At 49.0% G+C, this 19,291-nt stretch carries 21 protein-coding genes; 6 read left to right on the forward strand and 15 right to left on the reverse strand.

What is annotated here, in order from left to right; genetic code table 11:
• Positions 1-4 precede the first annotated feature (4 nt).
• The 3 genes from W04_RS03165 to folB are packed head-to-tail and all read right to left on the reverse strand — an operon-like array spanning position 5 to position 1,643.
• Complete coding sequence (locus W04_RS03165) at positions 5-808, reverse strand: undecaprenyl-diphosphate phosphatase (protein ID WP_053909775.1); 804 nt, start codon at positions 806-808, stop codon at positions 5-7.
• Positions 805-1,287 carry a 2-amino-4-hydroxy-6-hydroxymethyldihydropteridine diphosphokinase gene (gene folK, locus W04_RS03170; protein WP_053909776.1) on the reverse strand — a complete coding sequence of 161 codons (483 nt, stop codon included), beginning with the start codon at positions 1,285-1,287 and terminating at the stop codon, positions 805-807. The genes W04_RS03165 and folK overlap by 4 nt, the downstream gene beginning before the upstream one ends.
• Positions 1,288-1,289: 2 nt before the next feature.
• Positions 1,290-1,643 (reverse strand): dihydroneopterin aldolase, encoded by a 354-nt coding sequence (gene folB, locus W04_RS03175; protein ID WP_022943360.1) that lies wholly within the window; start codon positions 1,641-1,643, stop codon positions 1,290-1,292.
• Positions 1,644-1,778: 135 nt separating this feature from the next.
• Between folB and plsY the strand changes: the two genes are divergently transcribed.
• Positions 1,779-2,372 carry a glycerol-3-phosphate 1-O-acyltransferase PlsY gene (gene plsY / locus W04_RS03180; RefSeq protein ID WP_022943359.1) on the forward strand — a complete coding sequence of 198 codons (594 nt, stop codon included), beginning with the start codon at positions 1,779-1,781 and terminating at the stop codon, positions 2,370-2,372.
• Between the two features lie 14 nt (positions 2,373-2,386).
• Here the strand turns inward: plsY and W04_RS03185 are convergent, their stop codons facing one another.
• From W04_RS03185 to W04_RS03210, 6 genes are all read right to left on the reverse strand, one after another.
• Positions 2,387-3,052 carry a tRNA (guanosine(46)-N(7))-methyltransferase TrmB gene (locus W04_RS03185; RefSeq protein ID WP_053909777.1) on the reverse strand — a complete coding sequence of 222 codons (666 nt, stop codon included), beginning with the start codon at positions 3,050-3,052 and terminating at the stop codon, positions 2,387-2,389.
• A complete protein-coding gene (locus W04_RS03190; RefSeq protein WP_053909778.1) occupies positions 3,052-3,819 on the reverse strand; it encodes an ABC transporter permease in 768 nt (255 codons plus the stop codon). Before W04_RS03190 ends, W04_RS03185 begins: the two co-directional genes overlap by 1 nt.
• The gene (locus W04_RS03195) at positions 3,819-4,742 is read right to left on the reverse strand and encodes an ABC transporter ATP-binding protein (protein ID WP_022943356.1); all 924 of its coding nucleotides are present in this window, start codon (positions 4,740-4,742) and stop codon (positions 3,819-3,821) included. Before W04_RS03195 ends, W04_RS03190 begins: the two co-directional genes overlap by 1 nt.
• Positions 4,743-5,366: a flavin prenyltransferase UbiX gene (locus tag W04_RS03200; RefSeq protein WP_053909779.1), complete on the reverse strand. Its 624-nt coding sequence runs from the start codon at positions 5,364-5,366 to the stop codon at positions 4,743-4,745.
• Positions 5,363-6,718 (reverse strand): UDP-N-acetylmuramate:L-alanyl-gamma-D-glutamyl-meso-diaminopimelate ligase, encoded by a 1,356-nt coding sequence (gene mpl, locus W04_RS03205; protein ID WP_053909780.1) that lies wholly within the window; start codon positions 6,716-6,718, stop codon positions 5,363-5,365. The genes W04_RS03200 and mpl overlap by 4 nt, the downstream gene beginning before the upstream one ends.
• A gap of 77 nt (positions 6,719-6,795) precedes the next feature.
• A complete protein-coding gene (locus W04_RS03210) occupies positions 6,796-9,225 on the reverse strand; it encodes a zinc-dependent metalloprotease (RefSeq protein ID WP_053909781.1) in 2,430 nt (809 codons plus the stop codon).
• Positions 9,226-9,397: 172 nt separating this feature from the next.
• On the opposite strand from W04_RS03210, the gene W04_RS03215 reads away from it, so the two are divergent.
• Positions 9,398-10,366, forward strand: a complete 969-nt coding sequence (locus tag W04_RS03215; RefSeq protein ID WP_053909782.1) for a class 1 fructose-bisphosphatase — start codon at positions 9,398-9,400, stop codon at positions 10,364-10,366.
• 25 nt (positions 10,367-10,391) lie between these two features.
• Here W04_RS03215 and W04_RS03220 read toward each other — a convergent pair whose 3' ends face one another.
• From W04_RS03220 to W04_RS03235, 4 genes are all read right to left on the reverse strand, one after another.
• A complete protein-coding gene (locus W04_RS03220) occupies positions 10,392-11,219 on the reverse strand; it encodes a sulfurtransferase (RefSeq protein ID WP_053909783.1) in 828 nt (275 codons plus the stop codon).
• A 39-nt stretch (positions 11,220-11,258) separates the two neighbouring features.
• Positions 11,259-11,663, reverse strand: coding sequence for an adenylyltransferase/cytidyltransferase family protein (locus W04_RS03225; protein WP_045979256.1), 405 nt, complete (start codon positions 11,661-11,663; stop codon positions 11,259-11,261).
• Entirely contained in the window at positions 11,653-12,729 is a 1,077-nt protein-coding gene (locus W04_RS03230; protein ID WP_053909784.1) for a CDP-glycerol glycerophosphotransferase family protein, read from the reverse strand. The genes W04_RS03225 and W04_RS03230 overlap by 11 nt, the downstream gene beginning before the upstream one ends.
• A 133-nt stretch (positions 12,730-12,862) precedes the next feature.
• Entirely contained in the window at positions 12,863-13,963 is a 1,101-nt protein-coding gene (locus W04_RS03235; RefSeq protein WP_053909785.1) for a phosphoribosylaminoimidazolesuccinocarboxamide synthase, read from the reverse strand.
• 255 nt (positions 13,964-14,218) lie between these two features.
• Between W04_RS03235 and W04_RS03240 the strand changes: the two genes are divergently transcribed.
• The 4 genes from W04_RS03240 to W04_RS03255 all read left to right on the forward strand — a co-directional run bounded on the left by W04_RS03240 (position 14,219) and on the right by W04_RS03255 (position 17,871).
• Positions 14,219-15,253: a CDP-glycerol glycerophosphotransferase family protein gene (locus W04_RS03240; protein ID WP_053909978.1), complete on the forward strand. Its 1,035-nt coding sequence runs from the start codon at positions 14,219-14,221 to the stop codon at positions 15,251-15,253.
• Between the two features lie 83 nt (positions 15,254-15,336).
• The gene (locus tag W04_RS03245; protein ID WP_053909786.1) at positions 15,337-16,035 is read left to right on the forward strand and encodes an ABC transporter ATP-binding protein; all 699 of its coding nucleotides are present in this window, start codon (positions 15,337-15,339) and stop codon (positions 16,033-16,035) included.
• Positions 16,032-17,372 (forward strand): FtsX-like permease family protein, encoded by a 1,341-nt coding sequence (locus tag W04_RS03250; protein ID WP_053909787.1) that lies wholly within the window; start codon positions 16,032-16,034, stop codon positions 17,370-17,372. Before W04_RS03245 ends, W04_RS03250 begins: the two co-directional genes overlap by 4 nt.
• 7 nt (positions 17,373-17,379) lie before the next feature.
• Positions 17,380-17,871, forward strand: coding sequence for a DUF3299 domain-containing protein (locus W04_RS03255; RefSeq protein ID WP_022943344.1), 492 nt, complete (start codon positions 17,380-17,382; stop codon positions 17,869-17,871).
• Between the two features lie 39 nt (positions 17,872-17,910).
• Here W04_RS03255 and mutM read toward each other — a convergent pair whose 3' ends face one another.
• Both mutM and W04_RS03265 read right to left on the reverse strand, forming a co-directional pair.
• Positions 17,911-18,720, reverse strand: a complete 810-nt coding sequence (mutM, locus tag W04_RS03260; RefSeq protein ID WP_053909788.1) for a bifunctional DNA-formamidopyrimidine glycosylase/DNA-(apurinic or apyrimidinic site) lyase — start codon at positions 18,718-18,720, stop codon at positions 17,911-17,913.
• Positions 18,721-18,723: 3 nt separating this feature from the next.
• Positions 18,724-19,215 (reverse strand): hypothetical protein, encoded by a 492-nt coding sequence (locus W04_RS03265; RefSeq protein ID WP_053909789.1) that lies wholly within the window; start codon positions 19,213-19,215, stop codon positions 18,724-18,726.
• Between the last annotated feature and the right edge of the window lie 76 nt (positions 19,216-19,291).

The raw sequence follows: 19,291 nt of genomic DNA on the forward strand, positions 1-19,291 counted from the left end.
AGCACTAGCTATAAAGCAAAAAGGCCAATAGCCCTACCCCTAAGATTAAGCGATAAACAACAAATGGCAGCATTCCCATGCGCTCAATGTATTTTAAAAATAGGAAGATACAAGCATAGGCGGCGACAAATGAAAGCCCAGCACCGAGGGTCAGTGCTTGCCAATCAACCGCGGTATCGCCTGTCGCCAACTGCACCGTTTTAATCAGTCCCATACCGCCAATCACCGGCACTGAGAGTAAAAACGAAAAGCGTGCCGCGCTTTGCTTATTTAAGCCCAAAAATAGGCCGGCGGTCATGGTAATACCTGAGCGCGAGGTGCCCGGGATTAGCGCAACAGCTTGCGCAATACCAATCAACAGAGCCGATTTCCAGTTCAGCTGATAGATATTCTTAGTTTCTTTGGCTTTAAAATCTGCCCACCACAAAACCAGACCGAAGAAAATGGTGGTAATGGCAATAACAATAGCAGCACGTAAGTGCTGTTCTATCAAGTCTTCAAATACTTGCGCCGCTAACCCAGCAGGAATTGTGGCCAGCAAAATGTACCAGCCAAGACGACTGTCATCGCTTGCGCCCTGAGAGCCAAACGATTTAAACCAAGCAACAACAATATCGCCAATCTCTTTACGAAAATAAATCATCACCGCCAGCAACGAGCCGACATGCACGGCAACATCAAAAGCTAAACCTTGATCCTGCCAGCCTAAAAGCTGTGATGGCAAAATAAGGTGTGCCGAGCTGGAAATAGGTAAGAATTCAGTGAGGCCCTGTATAATGGCTAAAACGATGATCGCAAGAATGGTCATTCGAAAGCTACCTTCCATAGTTTTTGTTGAGATTTATCATAACCCTGCCAAAGCTCAGCGATGGTCGCTTGCGCAATGGGGTGGTAAAAATCCGGGGCTATTTCAAATAAAGGCCAAAGCACAAAAGCATTTTTAGTAATTTCATCTCGCGGTAGTTGCGCTGGCGTATCGCAAATCACATCGTCGTAAAAGAGTAAGTCGAGGTCCAACGTGCGTGGACTAAACTTTTTATCTGCCGGAGTACGACCATGCTCACGTTCAATTTGCTTTAATAAAGCGCACACTTGATGCAGCGTCATATCGGTATCGACGCCAGCAACCGAGTTATAAAAGTTACTGCCATTAAAGCCGACCGCTTCACTTTCAAACACACTCGAGTGCTCTAAGGCGCCGAAATAATAGCGTAGTGCAGATAAACCTTTGCTTAAGTTTTCGCGCTTGTTGATATTAGAGCCCAAGCTGATGTAAATACGCGCCATAACTAGTGCTTGCTACGGGTGATCATCACCCCCACCGTTTGTGCTTGCGGTACGGCTGCAGGTTTGCTGACCTTGATACTCACCTTATTGGTGGCAAACTCTGCTAGGATGAGTGCCGCTAACTGCTCTAAAAGGGTTTCCAACAGCTCGACCGGTTTCGCAATACAGTGCTCGGTCACACGGCGGCTCACTTCGGCATAATCTATTGTCTGAGATAGGTCATCGCTCGCTGCCGCAGCGGCAATATCACAATCCATTTCGATGTCAAAATACAGGCTCTGTTTACATTCTTTCTCAAAGTCGTACACTCCTATTATGGTGTCGACCTTTAGTTGCGATATATAGACTTTATCCATCTCTTCGGCTCCAATGCCAGCTGGTCGGATACCTACGCGGCGTTAAACTCAGTACCCTGAGCCAGACAAACTGCTCAAATAAACAATGAGCGGCGATAATAGCCCAAAACGTACAATTAAAAAATAAGGATGACAGTGTTAGCGGCGTTAATGTGCATTTTTGCCTACCTCCTAGGCTCGGTCTCATCGGCAGTACTGATTTGTCATCTGTTTGCATTGCCAGACCCAAGAAAAGCGGGCTCAAAAAATCCCGGTGCCACGAATGTTTATCGTTTAGGTGGCAGACTGCCTGCGGTGATGGTGCTGTGCTTTGATATTTTAAAAGGCACCATACCCGTATGGGGAGCCTACTTTATGGGCATAGATCCTATCTATTTAGGCTTGGTTGCCGTGGCCGCATGCTTAGGGCATATCTACCCACTCTTTTTTGGCTTTAAGGGCGGCAAAGCCGTGGCCACCGCCTTTGGGGCCTTACTGCCGATAGGTTTATCACTCGGGGGATTGCTTATTCTTACTTGGGCCAGTGTCGTTGCGCTGACTCGCTATTCGTCGTTGGCAGCATTGGTAACCGTGTCGTTAGCGCCACTATACACTTGGTTGATTAAACCCCTATACACTCTGCCTGTCACGTTTTTAACCGTCGTCATTATTTTTCGCCACCGCGCTAATATGGTGCGTTTATTCAAAGGTGAAGAGCCAAAGGTTGGCGAGAAGAAAAAAGCCGAGTAACACTCGGCTAGTGTTTATAAATCGACAACCAAACGATAACTGCTTTGGCCACTTGCCCAATACTTGCGTTCAAACGGCGTGATCGCGGTGTCGCTATGATAAGGCTCAACAGCCGTTGGGTGCCCTGCCAATTGCAATGCTCTGGCGAACTCACGAACATAAATATGCCAATTGCTGCGCAGCTCTAAGCGACCGCCTAAGGCAACAATAGTCGGGAAAATAGCAGCGCCGTGCCAGCGACGTTGGATGTGCTTAGCCTTGGGCCAAGGGTTCGGATAGAGCAAGTAATGATGACTCGGTTGCCACTGAGCTTGCTTTGCCAAGCGCCAAAAGTCATTCAAGTCTGCTTGCACTAGCAGGTACTCTCCCCCCTCATCTTGGCGGTACTGCACGTCGTGTTTGTGCAAACGATGCGCTGACTTATCAACACCAATAATCAAGGCATCAGGGTGCACTTTAGCTAAATTGGCGGTACTTTCACCCACACCACAACAGGAATCTAAGATGATAGGCCCATTGGCTTGTTGTACTTTATCGTTTACTTCGTCAAAAGCGCGCTGAGTGTGCGCGGCGATCGGTTTTTTAAACTCAGCATTAAGATGCTTAGTGACGATATCATCGAGCTTGTCATGAAGGCTCGGCTGGTTCGAAACAATCGCGCGAGAACTTGCATCAACCATCAGTGACGTAACCCCACACCTTTGCGAATTAAAGTCAGTGCCAAGGTAAATAAGGCGGTGATAAACAGTAGCAGCACCGCAAATGACACCCAAATATTGACATCCGACACCCCTAAAAAGCCAAATCTAAAGGCATTAACCATGTAAATGATCGGGTTGATTTGCGACACCCCCTGCCAAAACTCAGGTAGCAGAGTAATGGAATAAAACACCCCGCCAAGGTAGGTCAACGGTGTGAGCACAAATGTCGGGATGATGCTGATGTCATCGAAACTATTGGCATAAACCGCGTTGATCAATCCACCTAGAGCGAATACTGCTGAGGTCAGAATAACCGTGGCGACAATCACAAATATATTATGAATTTGGATATCGACAAAAAACAGCGACACTAAGGTCACCATTAAGCCCACGAGCATGCCACGAGCCATACCTCCACCCATGTACCCCAATACAATAATGTAATTCGGCACAGGGGCCACCAGCAGCTCTTCAATGCTTTTTTGAAACTTAGTAGAGTAAAAACTAGAGGCCACATTCGAGTAGGAGTTGGTGATCACCGACATCATAATAAGCCCGGGGACAATAAACTCCATGTAGGTAAAGCCGCCCATTTCGCCGATACGCGAGCCAATTAAACTGCCAAAGATAACGAAGTACAAGGTCATGGTAATCGCCGGAGGCACAAGGGTTTGCACCCAGATACGCAAAAAGCGAATACACTCTTTAATCCAAATACTTTTTAGCGCTACGCCATACTTCAACATTAAGACTGTCCTCGCTCTTGATTCAACAAACCCACAAACAACTCTTCCAGGCGGTTAGCCTTATTGCGCATACTCAATACCGTGTTGCCTTGCGCTGTTAAGGCATTAAAGACCTCATTCAAACCTTGTGATTTCGCCACTTCCACCTCAACGGTGTGCTCATCGCTCAGGGTGAATTCGTAGCCAGGCAAGCTCACCGGCTTTGCCGGTTGTTGCAAATCGAGAATAAAGGTTTCTTTGTCCAACTTAGCTAGCAATGCTTTAATCGTGGTGTGCTCAACAATAATACCTTGGTCAATAATAGCGATGTTTTTACACAGCAACTCCGCCTCTTCGAGGTAGTGAGTGGTTAGGATAATGGTCACTCCTTGGCGGTTAATTTCACGCAAAAAGTCCCACATCGAGCGTCGGAGTTCGATATCAACCCCGGCCGTTGGCTCATCCAAGATAAGCAACTTGGGCTCGTGCATTAACGCCCGTGCAATCATTAATCGGCGTTTCATCCCCCCGGAGAGGCTACGTGCTTGTTTGTCTTTTTTATCCAGTAAACCTAATTGCTTTAGGTACTTATCTGCACGTTTATGGGCTTCGCCACGCGGCACACCATAATAGCCCGCCTGGTTCACCAGGATTTGTTGCAGGGTTTCAAACTGACTGAAGTTGAACTCTTGTGGTACTAAGCCCAACTCTGACTTCGCCGCCTCTAGGTCAGTATCAATGTTGTGGCCAAATACTTCGACTTTACCTGAGGTTTTGTTCACTAACGATGAAATCACCCCGATGGTGGTCGACTTACCGGCACCATTGGGGCCTAACAAAGCAAAAAAGTCGCCTTGCTGTACTTGCAGGTCGATCCCTTTCACTGCTTGTACGCCATTTTTATAGGTTTTGGTGAGTCCTTCAATATTCAATGCCACTGTCATTTACTTTTGCTCTCCATAACCCCAACGTGAGGTCAATTGTTGTTCGATTGCGAGGTGGTCGAGGATCCGCGCCACCATAAAGTCCACCAACTCAGCAATACTCTGCGGTTGATGATAAAAGCCCGGCGCCGCTGGCATAATAGTGACCCCTAAGCGCGATAGCTTGAGCATATTCTCAAGATGAATTTCGTTAAAAGGCGTTTCCCGGGGCACTAAAATTAACTGTCCGCGTTCTTTAATGACCACGTCCGCTGCACGCTCAAGGAGATTGTCCGAGGCACCAACAGCAATGGCGGATACTGCGCCAGCGCTACATGGGCACACCACCATTTTTTTCGGTGCCGCCGAGCCCGAAGCCACAGGACTAAACCAGTTGTCTTTGCCAAACACCTGCAGTTGTTCGGATTCGGCGCCAAAGCGCTCGCTCAACTGTGCAGTGGCTTTTTGCTCATTCGCAGAGAGTTTGATGTTCGATTCGGTGTCGAGCACCACCCGCGCCGCACTGGAAATTAACACAAACACCTGGTGCCCTTGCTGAAGTAACACTTCGAGCAAACGCAAACCATAGGGTGCGCCTGAAGCGCCACTAAAGGCTAAGGTGATTGGTTCTTTGAATTGGCTCATACCTTTTCCTTATTCGCTAAGGCATCCAGTAAACGTTGGTGAATGCCGCCAAAGCCGCCATTACTCATAACCAATATATGGCTGTTTGGCGCGGCTTCGGCAATGATGTTCTCTACTAGCGTATCAATATCGTGTTCACAGTGCGCACCCGCTTTGTCAGCTTGCTCTGTCAATGACCACCCCAAACCGGGGGGCTGGTATAAAAAGCAGTTATCAGCTGCCTGCAATGACGCCATCAGGGTGTCTTTATGCACGCCCATTTTCATGGTGTTCGAACGCGGCTCCAGCACTGCAATAATACGCTCATCGCCTACCTTAGCACGAAGCCCGGCCAGGGTAGTGGCAATTGCGGTAGGGTGATGAGCAAAATCGTCATAAACGGTGACGCCCGCTACTTGGCCCTTTAATTCCATACGCCGTTTTGGCGATTGAAACTGCTCGAGTGCAGCAATACTGGTTGCCACCGCCACTCCGGCGTGACGCGCGGCGGCGATAGCCATCAAAGCGTTATTCACGTTGTGCTCGCCAATCGCTTGCCAGTTTACGCAGCCTTGCATTTCGCCCTGATAAAGTACGTCGAAGGCGCTGCCATCGGCGCTACGCAGACGATAATGCCATTGCTGCGGGGCCAATACTTCATATTCGCTCCAACAGCCTCGGTCGATCACTTCTGCCAAGGCGTTATCCTGTTGCGGATAAATCACCTTGCCGCTGCCTGGTAAAGTACGCATCAGGTGATGAAACTGGGTTTGTATTGCCGCTAAGTCTGGAAATATATCGGCGTGATCAAACTCTAAGTTATTTAATACTAAGGTCCGTGGCAGATAGTGGACAAACTTGCTGCGCTTATCAAAAAATGCGGTATCGTACTCATCCGCCTCAATAACAAAAAAAGGCGTCTCACCGAGGCGCGCTGACACGCCAAAGTTTTGCACCACTCCGCCAATGAGAAAGCCCGGCTTGAGTCCTGCGTACTCCAGTATCCACGCTAACATACTAGCCGTGGTGGTTTTACCATGAGTGCCGGCCACAGCAAGCACCCAACTGTCACGCAGTAGGTGCTCCTTTAACCACTCAGGGCCAGAGGTATAGCGCAAGCCTTTATCTAATACATACTCAACACAGGGGTTGCCGCGACTCATGGCGTTACCAATAATAACCACATCGGGAGCTGGATTAAGTTGGCTCGGATCATAGCCCTGTACGAGTTCAATCCCCAGCTGCTCCAGTTGGGTGCTCATAGGTGGGTAAACATTTTCATCACAGCCAGTTACCTGATGCCCTAAAGCCTTCGCAATAGCGGCGATACCGCCCATAAAGGTGCCGCAAATGCCGAGAATATGTATGTGCATAGAATTTTCCATTGGCGAAAAGAAAGCCGCTCAGTACCTTAGTTATACTGAGCGGCTCTATATGATGCCAAAATAACTTAGATAGGTGAACCCGGCGGCATAGGTAAAGGTTTAAAGCTTTGCGGCCACTGACCGCGCTCCAAGAATTGGTTAATGGCATCGGCCAGGTGTTGTTTAAAGGCACTCTCGCCACTACTCACGCTGCCCAGCAGCTTGTCTTGTTGGTAGTCATCAGCAATTTGCCGTAAGTAGTACTTAAATTGAGCTTGGACTTCAGGTGCCACTTTGTCGCTACTGACTAAATTAACAAAATGCTGAGCACTCAACCATTGAATGCGATGTTGCACTTTCGCCGCCATCGCGCTGGGATGCTCATTATCAAAGATGCGGGCAACAAACTGCTCAAGTAAGTTATCGAGCCCAAACGCTTGCTCGCTACGGGCCCCTTGTTGGGCAAGGCGATTCAGGCGTTCAGGGTGAAACAGCAGTGCTAATGTATGATTTGCCGCCACCTCAGGAAGCGCCATGGCATCAAGGGTGATCCCGGTACGCCCTTTTACACTTTCACGGGTTGGGTATTCGCCATAGGCTTTCGGCGGGATCAACGCCACCACACTCTCGGGTAACACTAACTGCTGCGCATCGAGAGTTGTCAATAGCGCTTGGAACGCACTTTGTTGGCGCTCTCGAGCAACAACCTGGGTTCCTTGTACCGGTTGCGCACTGCGCACTTCATAACTGTAATCAACGCCCCCGACTAACTTCACCGCCGCCTCAACTTGATAGCGGTGAAATAGATACAAGGGCACTAACACTTCCTCCAGCTGCGATAAGGAGGTGCCCGCTTTGACATTCTCGATACCAAATCGCGCCAGTGCCTGTTTGCGCACTTGCATCACACGTTGTAGCTCAGCGGCCGGGTCTTCACCATTATCCCATAGGTGACCGCTGGGGTGGGCGCCGCCTTGAGCTCGGGCATCGCGATCAGAGATAAACTCTAACCCCAATTCACGATTTTGCGCCAAAATAGCATGCAACTGTTCGGCTTCGTCCTGGCCACGAAAATCACTGTAGCCATATTTAATTACTTGCTCATCCCACAGCCCCATACCTTTGGCATAGCCCTTGGTGGTATCTAACTGACCTTGCTGATTGAGCGCCACTAACGGGTGCGGATAATCCATGACCGAGGCTCGGGCATGGCTTGAGGCGGCAAAGTTATGAGCGATCCCTAAGGTGTGGCCTATTTCATGCGCACTGAGTTGACGGATGCGATCAAGCGCCATGGCTTGTAGCTTATCGGTCACCTCATCACCCTTTTTATAAGGGGCAGCCAAGGCTTCGGCTATTAAAATGTCTTGGCGTACACGTAGCGATCCCAAGGTTACATGACCTTTGATAATCTCTCCGGTACGCGGATCAATCACTGAGCCACCGTAAGACCAGCCCCTCGTGGCGCGGTGCACCCACTGAATCACGTTATAGCGCACATCCATGGGGTCGGCATGCTCAGGCAGCATTTTCACTTGGAAGGCATTTTTGTAGCCCGCCTTTTCAAAGGCTGTGTTCCACCACTTGGCACCATCGAGTAATGCTGTGCGCACCGGCTCTGGCACCCCGGGGTCAAGGTAGTAAACGATGGGCTTAACGGCTTCACTTATGGCTTTATTCGGGTGTTTTTTCTCCAGTCGATGGCGCGGGATATAGCGTACATACATGCTTTCCCCCAGTGGCGCCGAATAGTCTTTATGCTCGATACTCCAATAACCCGACTGCGGGTGAAACTCGCGCGGTTGATAATTGTCGTCTGGCAATGCAATCAATGAATGATGCATATGCACCGTCAGCGCATAAGGGTCGGCACTGACCTGCTTTACGTATTCACCAGGCTTAGTGCCGCTAAACGTTAGCACCGCTTCCAACTCGGTATTGTTCACAAAAGACTTACTGCGCGGCATGTGCACGGCGCTACGTGAGGTGTCTAAGTTAAAGTGGCCTTGCTTACGCGCCGCTAAAGTGCGGCTCACCCCATGTACATCACTCAGCAGGTAGGGAGTATAATCAATCACCACCCGAGTATCGGTGAGCGCTTTAATTTCAAACCCATGGAGGATGCTTGAGGCGAACGCTTCACGCACGCTTTGCTGTTCCGCCTGATTACTGCTAGAGGCTCGATAATAGCTATTCAGGGCACGTAACATCACCTTGTTACCCATGCGCTCAAACTGCGCCAAATAGGTATTGCCCAACTGACCGCGATCTAATCCAATATCGTTCGAACCGACACCATAAGGTAAGCTTTGTTGCAGCAAAAACGGCTGTTTAAGTTTATCTACTTCCAAGTACAGTTTGCCTTCATCATTGGCATAGTAAAATGTGAAATAACCAGGATACTTGCTCATATTTTGCGTAAACTGGCTGATAGACTTAATTGCTGCGTGCGCTTGGGTTATCATAGGCAGCAACAAGAGGAACAGTGCGATTCGTAGTATCTGCGGTTTCACCATGGTTCTCACTTTGTTATTGGTATCGTTTGTAGAGTGTAGAAATTATCGCCATTGAGTATATCCGCTCGGCGCCAATCTACAACCGCAACACGATAAATAAACAGCGTATTCTGAGCGGTACTCTCTCACATTTTCAGCCGCTTAGGCCCAACAGACTAAGGAACAAAACAGCATGCGCAGACTCCCTCCGGTATTGCTAGAAGACGGTTGCCCACGCGATCTTATCTCCCTTATTCGCACCATTTTAGCAGCGTGTAAGGAGATTTCTTTCCGAGTCAGTCAAGGTGCTCTTTCTGGCGTACTTGGCTCCACCTTAGATGAGAATATTCAAGGTGAAACACAAAAGAAACTAGACGTGTTATCGAACCAACTCCTCAAAGATATCTTGTTGGAGTCAGGTTATGTTAAAGCCATTGCCTCTGAAGAGGAAGAAGGGACCGTAGCCGGTAACCCTGAGGCCGACTACATTGTAGCCTTTGACCCGCTTGATGGTTCTTCTAATACCGATATTAATTCCCTCGTGGGCACTATTTTCTCGGTGATGCGCGTACCTAAAGAGGCCGATGCCAGCGATCCAGCTATTTTCCTACAAAAAGGTGAGCAACAGGTCGCGGCGGGTTATGTTTTATATGGCCCATCAACGATGCTGGCGCTCACCACAGGTAAGGGCACTCGCCTTTTCACCTTAGATAGAACCCACGGCAGCTTCTTGCTAACGCAAGATTTTGCTTCGGTGCCAGCACAGACCCAAGAATTCGCAATTAATGCCTCTAACCAACGACATTGGCAAGCACCGATGCAGCAATACATCGCCGATTTACTTGCCGGTAAGAGCGGCCCACGTGGCAAAAACTTTAATATGCGCTGGATAGCCGCCATGGTCGGCGATGTCCATCGCGTGCTCTGTCGCGGCGGCCTGTTTACCTATCCGGCCGATACTAAAAACCCCGACAAGCCTTACAAACTTCGCCTCCTTTATGAAGCCAACCCGATGGCTATGCTGATTGAACAAGCTGGAGGTTTGGCAAGTACGGGCGAGCAGCGGATTATGGAAGTAGAGCCGCAGCAAATTCACCAGCGTGTCGCGGTGATTCTCGGCTCGAAAGACGAAGTAGAAACCTGCTTAAGCTATCACCAATAACATAAAGGCACCCTTGGGTGCCTTTTTACTTTTCTATTGGTAAGTCATGGCGGGCGCCCCATTCACTCCAGGAGCCGTCATACACTTGTTGATTCCGATAGCCGCATTCATAGGCAGCAAGCGCAAGGATGCAAGCGGTGATCCCGGAGCCACAGCTAAATTGTAACTGCTGCACATCTGGGGCAACCAAGTCATTAAAGCACTGCTGCAATGCCGCAACGTCTAATAAGGCGCCGTCTTTAATTAACCGCGCATACGGCAAGTTAGCAGAGTGCGGAATATGTCCGCTGCGCATGCCCTCACGGGGCTCTTCTGCCGTGCCATTAAAGCGTGGCGCCGGACGTGCATCCAATAATAAAATGTGGCGCTGGTCTATACTCGTGAGCACTTGCTCAGCATCAATAAAGTAGCCTGCTCGTGGCTGCGCCACAAAGTTACCTTGGGCTGGCGGCTCACTCCAACCTTGCTGCACCGGTAACTCGGCACTGCGCCAAGCAGGTAGGCCTGCGCGTAATACTTTAACATTATCAAAGCCAAAAGCTTTGAACATCCACCACGCACGTGCGGCACTGAACAACCCCTGATCGTCATAAACAACAACTTCGGAGTCTATATTGACACCAGCGACGCGCATTTCATGCTCGAACTGTTCGGCGCTGCACAACATGTTGGGCCAAGGGCTGTTGTGATCCGCCAACGCCGATTTTATATCAAACCGTCGAGCACCTCGGATCACCGTCGCTGGCGAGTATGTGCCAGATTTACCCGGTAACAGCATGCCGGCATCGAAAATTATCAACCCGGGCTTATCTAGCTTTGATGCCAATTCAGCCACTGATATCTGTTGTTCCATGTCGATAGCACCTTTTGCGCTTGCAAGTGGAGTTCGACGTTAGCAGAACTCTGGCTGGCGCACCACCTCAATTATCTCTGTGGTAGAAATAGAGGGAGTACGGGGTAAGTAGACGACCTCACATACCTCTTTGAGGTCATCGAACTTACCTTGCCAATCATCGCCCATCACTAACATGTCCGCATTGTAGGTTTCAATATAATGGCGCTTGAGTTCTAAAGACTGCTCTAAGAACACATCGGATACACACTTTAACGCGGCAATGATATTCATACGATCTGCTTGCGCATAGACCGGAGCACGGCCTTTTTTTCGTACATTCAGGGCATCGGAAGATACCCCCACTATCAGCTCATCGCCAAGCGCTGCGGCACGTTCTAGGATATTGACATGGCCGACATGAAATACATCAAAAGTACCGAACGTTATTATTTTAGTTGTCATATAGGTAGCTTACTATTCTCTTCGCACTGTTGCCGTCAAGCTTCCCTGCTAGGCGTTCTATCGTGGTTTGGTTTTGTTGGTTATGAAATTTTTGTGGCTGATGTAATGCCTCTTCAATGGCCCTTATCACATCAGAAGCTCTATCTGCTTTAAAGCACAGCGGCTCAAAGTAGTCGATATCATCGTCTAAACGCGCTTTAAAGCGGTACGCAAAAGGCCCTCGGTAAGACCATCTGAGCTTGTAGAAGTTGCACCACACTACCGGCTTACCCAACGCAAAGAACTCAAAAATAGCCGACGACGCATCCGACACCAAGACATCAGCGAGCGCCATAAAAGGGACTAAATTAAACTCTTCAAGTTGACTCACATACACATGCTCATACTGCTGCCATCGCTGTAATAAGCGTTGGTGCTTTTGATATTTGTCTTTTGTTTGCGAAAAATAATGCGGCTTAATAATTACATTGCAGTGTGTCAGGTTTGCCAGCCAGTTTTTAGGCAGCCGCTCCAGCGAGCTTGGATAAAAAGTCGGAGCGTAAAGCACCGTGGGCTTGCTGGCATCAAGGCCGAAGTCTTTATGGCTTGGTAACGGATACTGTGGTTGACTCAATAATGGGTCTAACTTGGCGTATCCAGTGTCAGCAAACGTCGAGTCTGGATAAAGTGTGTGTAAGCGGTTCAAACGGTGCTGACCTTCAACAAAGCGCACTGAAGTTGCATTATTCGAGGCATCATAATAACACGCCTTGGGGCCAATGCCGTGCTGCATCAACGCCGTTTTTACTATGCTATTTAGCTCTGCAATAGCCGCGAAAGCCTTACCAAATATAACCCAATCAGCGCCGCATTGACGATAAAACGCGAGCGCTTGTGATTCACTTTGCAGCCAATGCGCATTTAAATCATGGGCCTTTATTGCATATTCTGCGGCCGCATTGAGCGCCGCGTCTTCTTGCTTATAAAGCACCACCACGGTCTGTGCACCACGTTGATTAAGCTCATCGATAACAGGTAAATATTGAGGCAAGTAGTACAGGTGTAAAACGTCGAAAAAAACCTTCATACAACGGTGCAAAGCGGAAAAAACATTCGCCCATCATACTAAAAAACCGAATTGTTTGCCTAATTGTACCCTGACTACCTATAAAAATGCCGCCAATATCATTGTGGCGGCATACTTTGTGACCCGAATAGGACTAATCGATAAGCTGATATTGCTCCTTGAGCACCGCTATAATCTCACTGCGCGGGTCGGTAGGAATAGGCAGTGACTCACCAATGATTTTACTAGCAATGCCAACGTAAGTGTCAGACACTTGCATCATTACTTCAACCGGCAGCTTATAGTCTTGAGCGAGTTGCTCACGCTCAGCCATGCGCTCTTTATTTAGCAACACATCGCTGTCGGGGACATTATTGATAAGTAGCTGACGAAACCCCTCTTTGGAGTTTTCAATGATTTTACCATCGCGGTATGCGGGACCATCCCAAATACGTGAAGAGTCTGGCGTACCTACCTCATCAATGTAGATTAACTGCTCATTGCCCTGCATGTCTTCGACGTAACCGAATTCGAACTTAGTATCGACAAAGATTTGATCTAACTTCGCCAGCTCAGCGCTGATCACATTAAATCCTTGCACCAATAAGTGCTCATACTTTGCCACATCAGCTGCTGAGCTAAAGTTGAATGCATCTAGGTTATCGGTGATGTTTTTGCGCGTGATATTTACATCATCCACGGCTGGCACGTCATCTAGCCCCTCAATAATGCCCTTGGTCGATGGCGTGATCAGCACTTCGTCTAACTTTTGGTTCGCGGTGAGCCCCTCAGGTAAATCAATGCCGCAGAAAGAGCGAATACCTTTGTCGTAATCACGCCACATGCTGCCAGTGATATATTGACGAGCAATGGCTTCCACTTTTACTGTTTTGGCTTTACGCACAATCCATACGTATGGGTGTGGAATATCCACAATATGGTTGCCAGCAAGTCCAGCGGCATCAAATTGTTTAAACCAGTGCGCAGCCACAGCATTCAGTGCAATGCCCTTGCCCGGAATGCCGTTTAAGCCCTGCTCACCTTGCCAAATACAATCAAACGCCGAGATCCGATCGGAGATAACCATAATTGCCAACTCGGTCCCCTGTGGCACCGCATACCCTTTCTCTGCAATTAAGCGAGCACTGTCTTGCTCGGTTAACCAGTAAACGGAACGCACTTTGCCGCTGTGCACCGGACCTTGAGTGCGAATAGGTAGATCATCGTTTACATCTAAGACTTTGTAGTTGCTCATGGTTACTCCAAACAAGGGCTAATTTCGATACACCGACCGAGGCTGTGAGCGCGCTATGATAGTTCAGCTGGCAGCGAAGATAAAGATAATCGCCGCAACAAAGCGGACTTTTGTCCTATCTTTTTTATTCTCGACACTGGTTAGCCCTTGTACCTGTCATTTAAAGTTAATATTGCGGTAAACTAAACAACATCTTTTTGCTATAGGGGCACGACGGTGGATTTAGCGAGCAGCACTCAGGGCAAGCGATACCTTATGTATATTTCGCAAAATTACTCCTATGCGATCTTACGCCCTTTACAACAGGTTATCCGCGCTCATGGCGGTGAAGTAAAGTGGTTTTTACAAGGCGATGAAGTTAACCCTGATTTCCTAGCTGCGGACGAATCTCAGTTATTAACTGTTGATGAGATTCGCCAGTGGCAGCCTCACGCAGCGTTTGCACCAGCGAATATCATGCCCACCTTTTTTCCTGGTAAGAAGGTCGCTGTGTTTCATGGCTTTGACGCGGGCAAGTTAAATAGTCGCGGCAAAAACGACCATTTCACCATTCGTGGTTGCTTTGATTTATACTGTACTCAAGGCCCAAATACCACTGAGCCCTTTACCCAGTTAGCCAAGCAACATGGTTTTTTTCGTGTCCGCGAAACGGGTTGGTCAATGCTCGACCCACTGTTTAGTCCCCCATCTAATAACCCTTATAGCAGCACTGACTCGCGCCCGACTTTATTGATTTGTTCAACCTTTTCCAAGCGCTTGTCACTGGCCCCAGTGTTGGTTGAGCACATTAAAGAGCTTCGCGATAGCGGTAAATACCGTATTTTAGTGCAGTTCCACCCGAAGATGAGTGCAGATATCGTGGCGCAATATAAAGCCATGCAAAATGACACCCTCAACTTTGTTGAAACCGACAATGTTATTCCCCTGTTGCAAGCAGCGGACGTGATGCTCTGTGATACTTCTTCGATTCTACTGATGTTTTTATTACTGCGTCGTCCGGTGGTTACTTTTAATAATCAAGCCCCTGCAGCGCACCTTCTCAATGTAACCGATGCGACGCAGGTTGAAGCGGCAATAGACCAAGCGCTGACCCGACCGCCTGAGTTAATGGCTAATATCGAGTCTTTCTGCCAGCAACTGCACCCGTATCAAGATGGTCGCTCAAGTGAGCGGGTATTGGCGGCAACTAATGATTTAATTATCAGTGACGGCGCTGAGCTAAAAGCCAAGCCCCTTAATTTGCTGCGCCAGTTTAAGATGCGTAAGAAATTGGCATATTGGCGTTGGTAACGGGCCGTTGATCGCATTGCGCTGGCCCTAAAACATGACTGTGATACAGTAACAACAATTGCAAGTCAGCGGTATTGAACGTGATGATTGAAATAGAAAAGCTATGGTTTTCTTGGCATGGTGAACACCACACGCCCACTCTAGCAATAGACTCGTTGCACATAAAAAAAGGTGAGCATGTTTTTTTACACGGCCCCAGCGGCACCGGTAAATCAACGCTCCTGTCGTTACTGGCGGGGATCCAAACCCCGCAACGCGGGCACATTCGCATTGCCGATACCAATCTCAGCGCCCTGAGCAGCGCCAAACGCGATCAGTTTCGTGCCGATCACCTTGGCTATATTTTTCAAAACTTTAATTTACTGCCCTACCTTAGCCCTATCGACAATGTCACCTTAGCCCTGGCTTTTTCCGCTGTTCGCCGCCAACGAGCGCAACGCGCCGGTATGGCAATGAACGAACTGGCAGCCACCTTGCTTACTCAGCTCGGTTTAGATGTTAGCCATCATCATCAAGCGGTCAATACCTTGAGTATCGGTCAGCAGCAACGCGTAGGCGCAGCGCGGGCGGTCATTGGTGAGCCCGAAGTGATCATCGCCGATGAACCCACTTCCGCCCTTGATGAGGACAACCGCAAGGCGTTTATCGAGTTGCTGTTTCAGCAAACCGACAAGACCGGCGCCACAGTGGTGTTTGTGAGCCATGAAAAATCCCTCGCGCCGCTGTTCTCTAAGGTGGTGAGCCTAAGTGAAGTTAATCAGCTTGCAGGAGTGGCGTCATGATTTTGCTAAAACTCGCCAGCAAAAGCTTATTCAACCGTAAGGCCAGCGTATTACTCAGTGTCTTGACCATTGCCATTAGCGTTATGATGCTGTTGAGTATTGAACGAGTACGTGTGGATGCCAAATCGAGCTTCGCCAATACCATCTCGGGCACCGACTTGATTGTTGGCGCGCGTACCGGCGATATCCAACTATTACTAGCTTCAGTATTTCGCATTGGCCATATGAACAATGGCGTTAGCTGGCAAAGCTATCAAGCCATTAGTAGTAAGCGTGGCGTTGCTTGGAGTATTCCACTGTCGCTCGGTGATGCCCACAAAGGCTTTGCGGTAATCGGCACCGACTTAAGTTATTTTGAGCACTTTCGCTATGCTAAGAAGCAGCCCTTGCGCTTTGCCCAGGGCCACGCTTTTGCCGACGTAAACGAAGTGGTGCTTGGCGCTGACGTTGCTCAAACATTGGGCTATCAACTTGGCGACAACATTGTTGTTGCTCATGGCATGGGCAACACCAGCTTTGACCAACATGATGATAACCCCCTGACCATCGTTGGTATACTGGCGCCGACCGGCACCCCAGTGGATAAGTCGGTGCATGTGCCGTTAAAAGCAATTGCGCTGATGCACGGCAGCGCTCAAGCCGACTCGCACGAGCACGAGCACGAGCACGAGCACGAGCACGAGCACGAGCACGATGAGCATACATCTCACCCAAGCGAACGCCATGAACATGACCAACACCATGGGCAAAAACACGCACCGCACCAAGATTTAGTCGGTACACCGAAACAGATTAGTGCCTTTTTACTTGGCTTCGACAGCCCACTATACAGCTTACAAGTACGTCACAATATCAACCAATATCAGCCTGAGCCATTGATGGCGATTATGCCCACAGTGACCCTGAGTCAACTCTGGGAAATGCTTGCCATCGTAGAAAAAATCTTGCTGTTGTTTTCCTTGGTGGTGGTCAGTGTCAGCCTGCTAGGGATGCTTACCACCTTGCTGGCAAACCTGTCGCAACGGCGCCGGGAGCTCGCTATTTTACGTTCTGTGGGTGCCAAGCCGTGGCATATTTTTTCCTTAATGAGTATGGAAGCCGTGCTGATCAGCGTTATTGGCACCGCCTTGGGATGTGGCTTATTTTACGCCGCCATGTGGGCCAGTCGGTCTTTGCTGCAAGCTCATGCTGGCATTAGCTTGAATATCACTCCTTTGTCAGGCTATGAACTGAGCTTAGTCGCAGGTATCATTATCGCTGGCTGGATTGTCGGAATACTGCCGGCAGCACGCGCTTATTTCTACTCGCTAAACGATGGTATGAGCATTAAAACCTAGGATATTTATGAAGTTTATTTACGCAAGTTTGGTGCTTTTGAGCACCGCGTTGACAGGCTCGGCAATGGCCAATGAGCCCCTGGAAATTTTTTGGGAAGACCTGGTGCCAGAAGGTCATGTTGCCGTCGATACACGCAATAATTCATCAAGCCACGAGGGCAGTGAGCAAAACTGGGTGCAGCCAAATTTAGATGCCCCAGTGGTACAAAAATACAATGGCAAAACCGTAAGCCTTCCCGGCTTTGTGGTGCCTTTGGAGGGCGACAACGAGTCCATAACTGAGTTTCTCTTAGTGCCTTATTTTGGCGCATGTATCCATGTGCCGCCACCACCACCGAATCAAATTGTGCATGTGACCATGAAAAATGGTGTGCCGATCGATAGCCTCTATGACGCGATAGTGGTGACCGGGGTCATGCAGGCTGATAGCTGGAGCGGTGAAATCGCAAAAACCGGCTACAAAATAGCTGGCGTCGGTGTTGCCCCCTTCGAGCTATAGCAAAATCAATTGGCCAAGGACACCCCTTGGCCGCCCACCTCAGCGCTGACACTTTTTACAGTAAACCGTTGAGCGCCCGCCTAAACGTATTTCCGTCAGCGTAGTCGCACAACTTGTACAAGGCTCCCCTTTACGGCCATAGACCAATAATTGCTGCGCAAAGTAACCGGGTTTACCATCGCTTTGGGAGAAATCTTTTAATGTCGTGCCCCCCTGCTCAATCGCCGCCGCTAAGGTCTCCTTTATTAACGGTGTGAGTTTTTGATAGCGTGCAAGGCTGACTTTCCCGGCTTCGCGCTTAGGGTGAATCCCAGCTTTGAACAAAGATTCATTGGCATAGATATTACCGACCCCAACCACCACCTGGTTATCCATAATAAACTGCTTAATGGGCTGCTTCTTATTACGAGAGCGCGCAAACAGCCACTGCGCATCAAAGTCAGCGGTCAGTGGCTCTGGCCCTAATTTTTGGAATACCGAGTGCACACTGTCCAGAGGCTGCCACAAACATGCGCCAAAGCGGCGCGAGTCATTAAGGCGCAAACTCAGGCCGTTCGCAAACTGAAACTCAATATGGTCGTGCTTTTTCAGCGCCGTGTTGCTATCAACTACCCGCAAATGCCCGGACATACCTAGGTGTAAAATCACCGCCCCCTCATCGCAGTGCAGCAGCAAATACTTTGCACGACGACTTACCTGAGTAATGACGTTACCTGCTAGGGCATAGATCTGTTCGCTCACCGGCCAACGCAGTTGCGGTTGATGAACATTTACTTGGGTAATGGTTTGCCCTTCAATGTGGGGGGCAATGCCTAAACGGCTTACTTCGACTTCGGGAAGCTCAGGCATAAGTTAGTTACTCGCTAATTGTATAAACAGCTGCTGCGCTTGATGTGTCGTTAAGCTATACCAGCGCTGCTGTTGCTTGTTAAATAATCGATAGTGCTGCTGGTCTTTATAGAGCACATAAACATAGGGGGTTGGCTCTCCTGCAAGCGTTAAGGTTGCGGCTAAAAGAGGCGCTCCGCCAAGCGGCTCAGCTAACGGCGCTCTTAGTTGTTGCCAAGCGCCAACATTGGCTTCTAGCGTTTGAATGTCAGCGCTTGGTTGCGCCGCATCGCTGTCCTGTTGCATACGCCAGCTGGTGCCAATACGCTCAATTTTTATGCCGGGATATTCTAAAGTAAGAATATAACTCTGCGCGGGTAACAAGGGTTGCGGCCCTTTCGGTTCATCATCGCCACCAAGCCTATGATGTAAGCCATTGAATACAAAGATCATAATCAACATGGCGAAAATAATTAAGTTATTCCACCCTTTGCGCGAAAGTTTAATTGCAGCCATGGTTTATGCCCTATAGGAATTAATCCCCCCAGTGTAACCAAAAAGTCGTGCCCAAGCAGCCCATTTGCCGCTACCG

The sequence above is a fragment of the Pseudoalteromonas sp. SW0106-04 genome (assembly GCF_001293805.1).
GTDB classification, from domain to species: Bacteria; Pseudomonadota; Gammaproteobacteria; order Enterobacterales; family Alteromonadaceae; genus Pseudoalteromonas; species Pseudoalteromonas ruthenica.

Coding starts and splice junctions, on each gene's coding strand:
- W04_RS03165 (WP_053909775.1), bottom strand. CDS start 808: ATGACCATTCTTGCGATCATCGTTTTAGCCATTATACAGGGCCTCACT.
- folK (WP_053909776.1), bottom strand. CDS start 1,287: ATGGCGCGTATTTACATCAGCTTGGGCTCTAATATCAACAAGCGCGAA.
- folB (WP_022943360.1), bottom strand. CDS start 1,643: ATGGATAAAGTCTATATATCGCAACTAAAGGTCGACACCATAATAGGA.
- W04_RS03185 (WP_053909777.1), bottom strand. CDS start 3,052: ATGGTTGATGCAAGTTCTCGCGCGATTGTTTCGAACCAGCCGAGCCTT.
- W04_RS03190 (WP_053909778.1), bottom strand. CDS start 3,819: ATGTTGAAGTATGGCGTAGCGCTAAAAAGTATTTGGATTAAAGAGTGT.
- W04_RS03195 (WP_022943356.1), bottom strand. CDS start 4,742: ATGACAGTGGCATTGAATATTGAAGGACTCACCAAAACCTATAAAAAT.
- W04_RS03200 (WP_053909779.1), bottom strand. CDS start 5,366: ATGAGCCAATTCAAAGAACCAATCACCTTAGCCTTTAGTGGCGCTTCA.
- mpl (WP_053909780.1), bottom strand. CDS start 6,718: ATGCACATACATATTCTCGGCATTTGCGGCACCTTTATGGGCGGTATC.
- W04_RS03210 (WP_053909781.1), bottom strand. CDS start 9,225: ATGGTGAAACCGCAGATACTACGAATCGCACTGTTCCTCTTGTTGCTG.
- W04_RS03215 (WP_053909782.1), top strand. CDS start 9,398: ATGCGCAGACTCCCTCCGGTATTGCTAGAAGACGGTTGCCCACGCGAT.
- W04_RS03220 (WP_053909783.1), bottom strand. CDS start 11,219: ATGGAACAACAGATATCAGTGGCTGAATTGGCATCAAAGCTAGATAAG.
- W04_RS03225 (WP_045979256.1), bottom strand. CDS start 11,663: ATGACAACTAAAATAATAACGTTCGGTACTTTTGATGTATTTCATGTC.
- W04_RS03230 (WP_053909784.1), bottom strand. CDS start 12,729: ATGAAGGTTTTTTTCGACGTTTTACACCTGTACTACTTGCCTCAATAT.
- W04_RS03235 (WP_053909785.1), bottom strand. CDS start 13,963: ATGAGCAACTACAAAGTCTTAGATGTAAACGATGATCTACCTATTCGC.
- W04_RS03240 (WP_053909978.1), top strand. CDS start 14,219: ATGTATATTTCGCAAAATTACTCCTATGCGATCTTACGCCCTTTACAA.
- W04_RS03245 (WP_053909786.1), top strand. CDS start 15,337: ATGATTGAAATAGAAAAGCTATGGTTTTCTTGGCATGGTGAACACCAC.
- W04_RS03250 (WP_053909787.1), top strand. CDS start 16,032: ATGATTTTGCTAAAACTCGCCAGCAAAAGCTTATTCAACCGTAAGGCC.
- W04_RS03255 (WP_022943344.1), top strand. CDS start 17,380: ATGAAGTTTATTTACGCAAGTTTGGTGCTTTTGAGCACCGCGTTGACA.
- mutM (WP_053909788.1), bottom strand. CDS start 18,720: ATGCCTGAGCTTCCCGAAGTCGAAGTAAGCCGTTTAGGCATTGCCCCC.
- W04_RS03265 (WP_053909789.1), bottom strand. CDS start 19,215: ATGGCTGCAATTAAACTTTCGCGCAAAGGGTGGAATAACTTAATTATT.